Raw genomic sequence first — 7,829 nt, 5'->3', positions numbered from 1 at the left:
CTTTTGCACGATGGCACAGCTGCGTCATTTTTAACGCCCATATACGTCTCCTGTATGTTATGGAACATGCAGGAATCTTATATAAATCAGCTAAATCATCACACCCCACACTCAGAAAGTACGTACTTTCTTGCCCGGCATTCCGATCGACAGGCCTGCAGGTCCGGTCCCTGGACATCTGTCACTGGTCATGGACATATGACACTGGTCGTGGACACCTGCAACTTTTCATGGGCATCTGCCATTGGTCATGGACACCTGCCACTTTTCATGGGCATCTGCCATTGGCCCATGGCCAATGGCTAATGACCAGTGGGGCTAACGGTTAGCGGCCACGGTACTTGAAGTTTGGAATGCTGCCCAGGATACCTTTGAGGTAGTCCTCGCGCAGATCTTCGACATTGCGGGACTCAGGGCACTCAATAAGAGGGGTGAGGAAAGTGGCGCCGCCGCTGGAACGGTCAGTAAACCAGATCTCATCAGGGCGAACCACCTCAAAATCCAGCAGCTCGACATCATGGGTTGTCATAACCAGCTGCATGCGGCTGAGCTCTGTGCAGTAAGCAAGGTAGCCCTTAATCATGGAGCGCACCAGCAGCGGATGGAGGCTGTGCTCAAAACCGTCAACCACGTACAGACGGTCGGTTCCCTGGATGCACAGATCAATGAAGGCAGGCAGCAGATTGAGGAGCTGACGGACACCTGAAGATTCCTGGCTGAGCTCAAGGGTAAACTCGCTGCGGCCACGGCCAGCATGTACGGTAACCATACGTCTTAACTGCATAACCCCCTCAGAACGGGTGGCAATGTAGCGCTCATGGCTGGATGCCAGGGCAAAATGCACGTAGCGCCCCTCAGAGGCATCTCTTTCAATCTGATCCTTGAGATTGCCCGGCAGCTGCAGGTTCTCCCATACAGCATCACGAAGGTCAAGACGGACAATGCCGGTGCCCATTACTGACAGGGCCTGGTTCATGGCTGCCAGGAAAGTATCAGCCTCATCGTAAAGAGAGTAGAAAGGCTCGAAAGGACAGTCAGGGGTGAGCAGGATCAGGCTGTCATTGAACCAGTCGTACAGAGGACGCAACACGGAAATGCTCTGCATGACGGTATTGGTGATGAACAGCTGATTGGATCTGGTGCCACGGAAAGCAAAGTTGAGGAAATCAAGCTCGGAGAGCTGATCTGAGAAATGCATTTCACCGTCATAGCGGAAATAAAGAACGCTCTGACGGTCATCGACGGTACGGACCAGCTTTTCCTCGAGAATTTCGCGGGCATTGAGCTTGACGCTGAACTCGTAAAGTACGTCCTTTATGAGCACCTCAATACAAAATGAGGAAGGACGCTGAGTGTACTCGTTATCAGCAAGATAGGGCATCACACCAGTAGCTTCACCGGCACGGGTACCATGCACTACCAGATTCTTCAGAAAACCAAGGGCATGGCAGAAAGCACTTTTACCGGAACTGTTGCTGCCGAAAATGGCTGCAAAAGGAAGAACCCTGGACTCAAAACCAAGGGGCTCAGGAACTCTGTCCAGATGCTGTTCATCTTCACCGGCCACCATGGAAAAGGTGGTTTTGTCACGAAATGACATCCAGTTCTCAACAGTAAAGCTAATTAACAATTCCCGGCTCCTTTCCAGATCCCAAAACCGTGCGGTGATTAATCCTCATATCACGTGTCCGGATCCCGGACACGGCTAAACTTCTATTCTAACCTCAATTGAGCGCCGATCCTATAGGCATATGCTGCAACTCATAGTCACATCACACGACTCCCATATTTATGCCATGCTATAAGACAGATATCATACACAGTCCCGGCTGCCCTGCGCTTTGTAAGGCCCCAGCCCGCCCGAAGCCGCACCTGTCCACGGCGTATTGGCAGCAGCCCTGCCTGCATGGCCACACCATATTCTCCGCTGTCCTGCCTGCATGGCCACACCATATTCTCCGCTGTCCTGCCTGCCCGGCTACACCATATCCGCTGCTGTCCTACGTGCGAGCCCAGTCAAATAAGACATTCCATGGCCCTAATAACACAAAAGGATGCCATAAGGACATCCTTTTGATGTGCAGTTCATGCCTCAGCAGGGCAGGCTCACATTGGCTGACACATGGTATGTTCTGCAGTCCGGCGTATGCCGGTCTCCAGGGGCATCAGGCGGGCATCAGTATAGCCCGCTCAGGCCCTGACACTGGTTGCTCAGCTCATGGTGTCAGGCGCTGATGCATCAGTCCTCTTTGAGGGCCTTGCAGATAACGCCCTTGCCAGGCAGGTCAGGGACGGCGCCCATCTTGCCCTGCAGGTAGCTGGTGCGCAGATCCTTGTCAATCTTCTTGCCCCTGTACTCAAAGACAGTATCAAGATGGGAGGCCCCCTCTTCGTCACGCTCGGCAAGCCAGATTTCGTCGGTACGGAAGAGTTCCTTATCAAGCAGCTCCACATCGTGAGTGGTAAAGAGCAGCTGGCGGCGGCTGTCAGGGCCGCAGTTGAAGAAGAAGAGATTGATAAGGCGGCGCTTTAACAGGGTATGCATGCTGTCAAAGAAGCGGTCAATGACATAGACCTTGTTGCAGTCGGCGTCCATAAGCTCAATAAAGGCAGGCAGCAGATTGATAAGACGCTGCACACCGCCTGATTCCTGATTGAGGTTAAAGACAACCTCGGTGCCATCCGGCTTTTTGTGAGTGCTCTCCAGTCTGATGGCAAAGAGTGAGCCGCCATAATTGTAGACAAAGTAAATCTGACCGTTGGTGCCAGTGTCTACAATGGCAGACCAGTTTTCATGCACAGCCTTGTACAGGCGACCCTTAAGACAGTCGGTAAAATCAACCTGCTCCAGCGGTACTGGCTTGCCTCCGAGGCTGGTAATACCGGTATCAAGCATGCTCAGCAGCTGACTCATACGGGATAACAGGTGCTGACCTTCGCAATTGAAGGCAATAAAAGGATCAAAGCGGGAGTCAGGACGCAACATGACCAGACGGCTGTCAAACCAGCTGTAGACAGGTTTGAACAATTCAAAGTCAGTTTCGCGCAGAGCGTTGAGATAAAGCTGATTACTGCGGGTATTCCTGAATACAGTCATCAGATCATCACTGCCCTGCAGAGCAGAGTCGAGCTTGATCTGATTGCCACGACGGACAAAAAGAGTGTGCAGACCGGTGGCATTTTCCAGTACCAGCTTTTCTTCAATAATTCCGGCTTCACAGGAGGCGCTGAAGCTGTACTCGTAAAATGACTGATCTATCAGCAAAGCGATATGGAAAGTTGACTCTTCCTCTGCTGAGCCACTGTCCAGAAGGAAAGGACAGACGTCTACCCCCTCCTTTTGATCTGTACCCTCTACCACCATGGTCTTAACAAAGTTAAGTGCCTTGAAGAAATTGGTCTTGCCTGAGCCATTGGCGCCAAGCAGGGCACATACCGGTACAACAGCTGTCTCAAAATCCCTGATTTCAGGAATGTGGTTGCGGTGCTGAGTCTCGTCACCGGCTACCAGAGACAGGGTGACAGGGTCACGAAATGACATCCAGTTATCGATCGTAAAACTTACCAGCATATAACCTCCGAACAGCTGTACATGTCTTCCCAATATAGACAGCCCAACTATATGGATCAATTTGTTGGATCACAGTATTGGAATTTAATGTTAGCTGATAAATACGGTTTTTTGCCCCAGAGCACACTCCCGGCTCTTCCCGCTGCTCATTCCGGAGCACACTCCCGGCTACTCCTTCCATTTACACCGGAGCATACTCCCGGCTCTTCCTGCTGCTCATGCCCGGAGCATACTCTCGGCTATTCCTTCCCTTTACACCGGAGCATACTCCCAGCTCTTCCTGCTGCTCATGCCGGAGCACAGTTACGACCTGCCAGCAAACTGTGACCGGATCCTGGTACAGACTTGCCAGTGACCTTAAAAGCGACCTGCTCTCATGACCTGACAATATCTGCTTGCTATGCATGGCTCTGTTCGGGCAGCGAGCTAATGAGCAGTCCCTGATCTCGTGGTGTTACTGCGTCTGGCCTCATTGAGGTCAGGAGCTGTTCTGCTGGTGATACTGTCTCTGGTCCCTGAACCATGGATACATGGTATGCCTGGCAACCATGATCCGTGCACGCTGAACTGTTGTGGACGGATTGCTGACTGGTGACTGGTGAGCTGCATGGGTATGGCCTTAAGCTCTGTTACTGGCAAGGCCGGCCTGTGCAGCTGGTCAGGTCAAGTCTGCAGGCATGGGATGTTCAATTCTTGCTTCAGGCGTGACTTTGGAAGTTAATATTATGCATTTTTAGCAGTTTTATGACTGGTCAAATGTGGACATTTTAAATAGTATGCATTTGGTATGTTTACTGATATCTATGGCTTTTGCCGGAATTTCTGCTAGCTGCAGTATTTGTCTCACCTCACAATTTTGTACTTGTATCAGTCATTTTATGGTTAATACAGTATAGTTTGTGCCATAATCGGCTATCCTGTCAGATTATTTCCTCTGAGGGCCTCGACAGCCTTTATGGAATAAAGATGTGTGGTGGACAATAAAACTGTCATTTATGGCTGACAGGCAAGGTCAGTACAACAGATTAAGAGTGCAGATATGGGCAAAGCAGTCAGCAAAGGCGCTGAAAAAGCCACAGATGCAGGCATGGGCAATGTTTCCGGCCAGCAGGAATACTACGAAGAAGAGTATATGGATCCCGAGCAGGACGAAGAAAGCCGCCCGGACAGCTCACATGCTGATACAGACGACAGTCCGGCCCCTCCTTTTGTTAATGCCGGACGCGATGTCTATGACGATATCAGGATTGCCAACAGCATGGGCTCGGCCAATATCTCAGGCGATGCCCAGGCCGGCAAGGCAGGTACCGGGACCGGGGCTGGTACAGGTGCCGCCGCTGGACGCAGAGGCCATGCCCAGCAGCGCCCGGCCACTCAGGCCATAGGAAAGGGCAAGGCTCAGATCGCTCCAAGCCGCGAGCTCAATGAGCATGTGCGTCATGGCACCTCTGTTTTCCCTTTTGCAGCCTACATATGGGAGCCCCAGAAGTTCCCCTCACGTGTGCCTCTGCACTGGCACAAGGAAATGGAGCTGGTGCGCTTTTCCCGTGGCACTTTCAAGATTTCCGTAGACATGAATGATCTGGTGGTGGAAAACGAAGCTTTCCTGTTGCTGCCAGGTAATGTCATGCACACCTTCGAGCTGCCTCCTGAGTGTGAGGAAAGCGCCATTGTCTTTGATCCGCGCATGCTGGTCATGACTCATTACGATGAAGTACAGTCAGAAATCTTTGATGCCCTGCTGTCATCCAATATCCCTATTCCTCCAGTAATCACTCCTGAGCATCCGGTATTCCGTCGCATTGACAGACTTTACCGCTACTGCGCACGTCATGGAGCTACGCAGAACGCCTCTCACCGTCTGCTCATCAAGGCCAAGCTGCTGGAAATTATTGCTCTGTACCATGAGTATGGCCTGCTTTCCCGAAAAGAAAGTGCTCAGAACACAGTGCAGACCAAGCAGGACAAGCTCAAGGATCTGCTCAACTATATTGATACCCATTTTGCCGGCCCTATGACCATCAAGGACGCCTCCGTGCGCATGGGTGTTACCGATCAGTATTTCTGCCGCTATTTCCGCAGAGTCACTGGCATGTCTTTTACAGAGTACCTTGGTGATTTGCGCCTGCGTCGTGCGGCCAAGGAAATTGAGCTTACCTCAAGGGCCATATCCGATATTGCCTTTGATAACGGCTTTGAAAATGCCGGCTACTTCTTCAAGAGCTTCAAAAACAAATTTGGAGTAACCCCCCTGCGCTACCGCAAGCGTCATATTGAAGAGACCATGGCCCGCAGCAAGGACGAGGAGGTAAGCGCTCAGGATCTTTCTCCATCGCTGAGCTCCACTGACATTAACCACACCTCGGGAGATCAGGGTTCGGACCTCAATGTCACCCGCAGCAGCAAGTCTGTGCGCATGAACAGTGGCCGCCGCAGCGACCACGGAACTATCGATATCCGCACCGGATCAGGTCCAGCTTCTGCTGATGCAGCTGCATCTGCCGCCGCATCACACAGATCCCATGCTTCGTCTGAACCATCCTGTGCAGGCGTCGCTGCAGATGCTGCAGCCACTGCCGCTGCTGGAACAGCTGGCGCAGCCAGCGCAGCTGATTCAGCAAGGACAGGAACTGCAGGTGCCGGGAGCACTTTCTTTGATGACAGCGAGTCTGAAAACCTCTCTTCAGGTCATAAGGCCGGCAAATCTTCATCGTCTGCCCGCAAAGGCCCAGCCAGCGACCAGAAGCAGAGCGCAGCAGCATCAGGAGCCGATGGTGCAGCAGACGCTGCTGCGTCAGCAGGTCAGGCTGCAGCCAGCGGCAGCTCAGACGAGGCCGTAAGCACTCACGATGTCTACAACCCTCTTCAGGACAAGGAGAATCTCAAGGCAGCGCTGCGCAATCACTCCATCAATCATCTTGATGCTCAGGACAACGAAGATGATCTGTATGAAGATGACGAGGACGATACCCGCAATCAGGCAGTCACTGATAAGAGCAGACTTAAGGACAATGCCTCTTCCGATGACTGGGACGACGAAGACGACAGCGATGATGAGGAAGAGGAAACTTACCCTGAGCGCCGTGAAAACTCCATTGCCCGCAGGACTACCTTTGCCCTGCAGGAATGCTTTGACTCAGGCAACTTCGAGCGCCCGCGCACCCGTGTAATGTCTGGACAGAGCCGTATTTCATCGGCCTATAAGAACAACACCGCACATCGCAGTGAGGAAGAAGAGTTCTGGTTTGATGACAATGGCAATCTGCTCTCCCGTGAACGCGGTTCAGACAAGAGCACTGTAAGGGGTCGCACAGTAAGAGCCAGCCGCTCCTCTGGCAGCGCCCGCACCACCCGTTCATCTTCAAAGACAGCAACTAAAACGGTTAAGAGCAGCAAAACTTCAAGGGCAGCATCAGCCGCCGCCGAAGCCATTAAAAACAAACCATCAAGGCCAACCACTCCATCAGAAATCAGAGCCAAAATCGAAGAGCTGGAGCGCCGCCGCAACGATCCTTTTGGTCTGTAGCTCCAATGCTGCTCTGACACACCATTACCATAACACTTTACAAAGCCCGGAGACTTTCATCCTGAGAGATCCGGGCTTTGCTCTTACTGAGCCATTAATCTCACAGCCCACCCATTACCAGCTCCACAAGTTGCCCCGCCATCGCCACCGCCACCGCCACCGCTGCCGCAACCATCGTGCTCAACTGCACCTGCCAGTGAATATTTAATCCTGCATCCTGCCCCTTACCACTTTCCGCCTGACGCCTGCCACCTGCCACCTGCCACCTTGCCCCTGCCACATTCCGCCTGCTTCATTCTGCCAGTGCCCCATTGACCAGGAGCAAAGTTAATATGGTATAGCATCTTAATGACATATCAGTGTTGCTTTGCCACGCTTATATGTCACTTCAATACAGTTTTTACTCAAAAAATCGACTATTTGACCTGAAAATTGTCCAAGATGATCTGGATCAGCTGCAATTCTCCTCATGTGACGCAGATCACTCAATTCCCCGGCACAGACAAATAAATGGTTAATATTGTGTATATTCTGGCCAAAAAGCCATAACAGCTGCACCAGGCCCGCCCCTATAATCTACTCATGGACGGGCCCTTATATCGCATCTTCAATGTGTCCGTCTTACCTGCAATATAACCACGGCCCTGATACGCTTATTCGGCTCTGGCTCCGGCACTGGCTCTGGTAACTGCCTGACAGCCGGCCCCGCCATGGGTAATTGCCCAGCACAGG

The 7,829-nt window shown here is 52.1% G+C and carries 3 protein-coding genes; 1 reads left to right on the top strand and 2 read right to left on the bottom strand.

Features of this window, described 5'->3' with window-relative positions:
* Positions 1 to 325: 325 nt before the first annotated feature.
* Both MXE41_RS10205 and MXE41_RS10200 read right to left on the bottom strand, forming a co-directional pair.
* Positions 326 to 1,630: an ATP-binding protein gene (locus MXE41_RS10205; protein ID WP_247100414.1), complete on the bottom strand. Its 1,305-nt coding sequence runs from the start codon at positions 1,628 to 1,630 to the stop codon at positions 326 to 328.
* A 609-nt stretch (positions 1,631 to 2,239) separates the two neighbouring features.
* Complete coding sequence (locus tag MXE41_RS10200; RefSeq protein WP_247100413.1) at positions 2,240 to 3,571, bottom strand: ATP-binding protein; 1,332 nt, start codon at positions 3,569 to 3,571, stop codon at positions 2,240 to 2,242.
* Positions 3,572 to 4,610: 1,039 nt separating this feature from the next.
* Here MXE41_RS10200 and MXE41_RS10195 point away from each other — a divergent pair.
* Positions 4,611 to 7,097 carry an AraC family transcriptional regulator gene (locus tag MXE41_RS10195; protein ID WP_247100412.1) on the top strand — a complete coding sequence of 829 codons (2,487 nt, stop codon included), beginning with the start codon at positions 4,611 to 4,613 and terminating at the stop codon, positions 7,095 to 7,097.
* Positions 7,098 to 7,829: the final 732 nt, after the last annotated feature.

Source organism: Anaerobiospirillum sp. NML120449, assembly GCF_023051105.1.
Lineage (GTDB): Bacteria > Pseudomonadota > Gammaproteobacteria > Enterobacterales > Succinivibrionaceae > Anaerobiospirillum.
The sequence above is the reverse complement of the archived record's forward strand: the minus strand, read 5'-3'. Positions and strand labels throughout refer to the sequence as shown.

Coding starts and splice junctions, on each gene's coding strand:
- MXE41_RS10200 (WP_247100413.1), bottom strand. CDS start 3,571: ATGCTGGTAAGTTTTACGATCGATAACTGGATGTCATTTCGTGACCCT.
- MXE41_RS10195 (WP_247100412.1), top strand. CDS start 4,611: ATGGGCAAAGCAGTCAGCAAAGGCGCTGAAAAAGCCACAGATGCAGGC.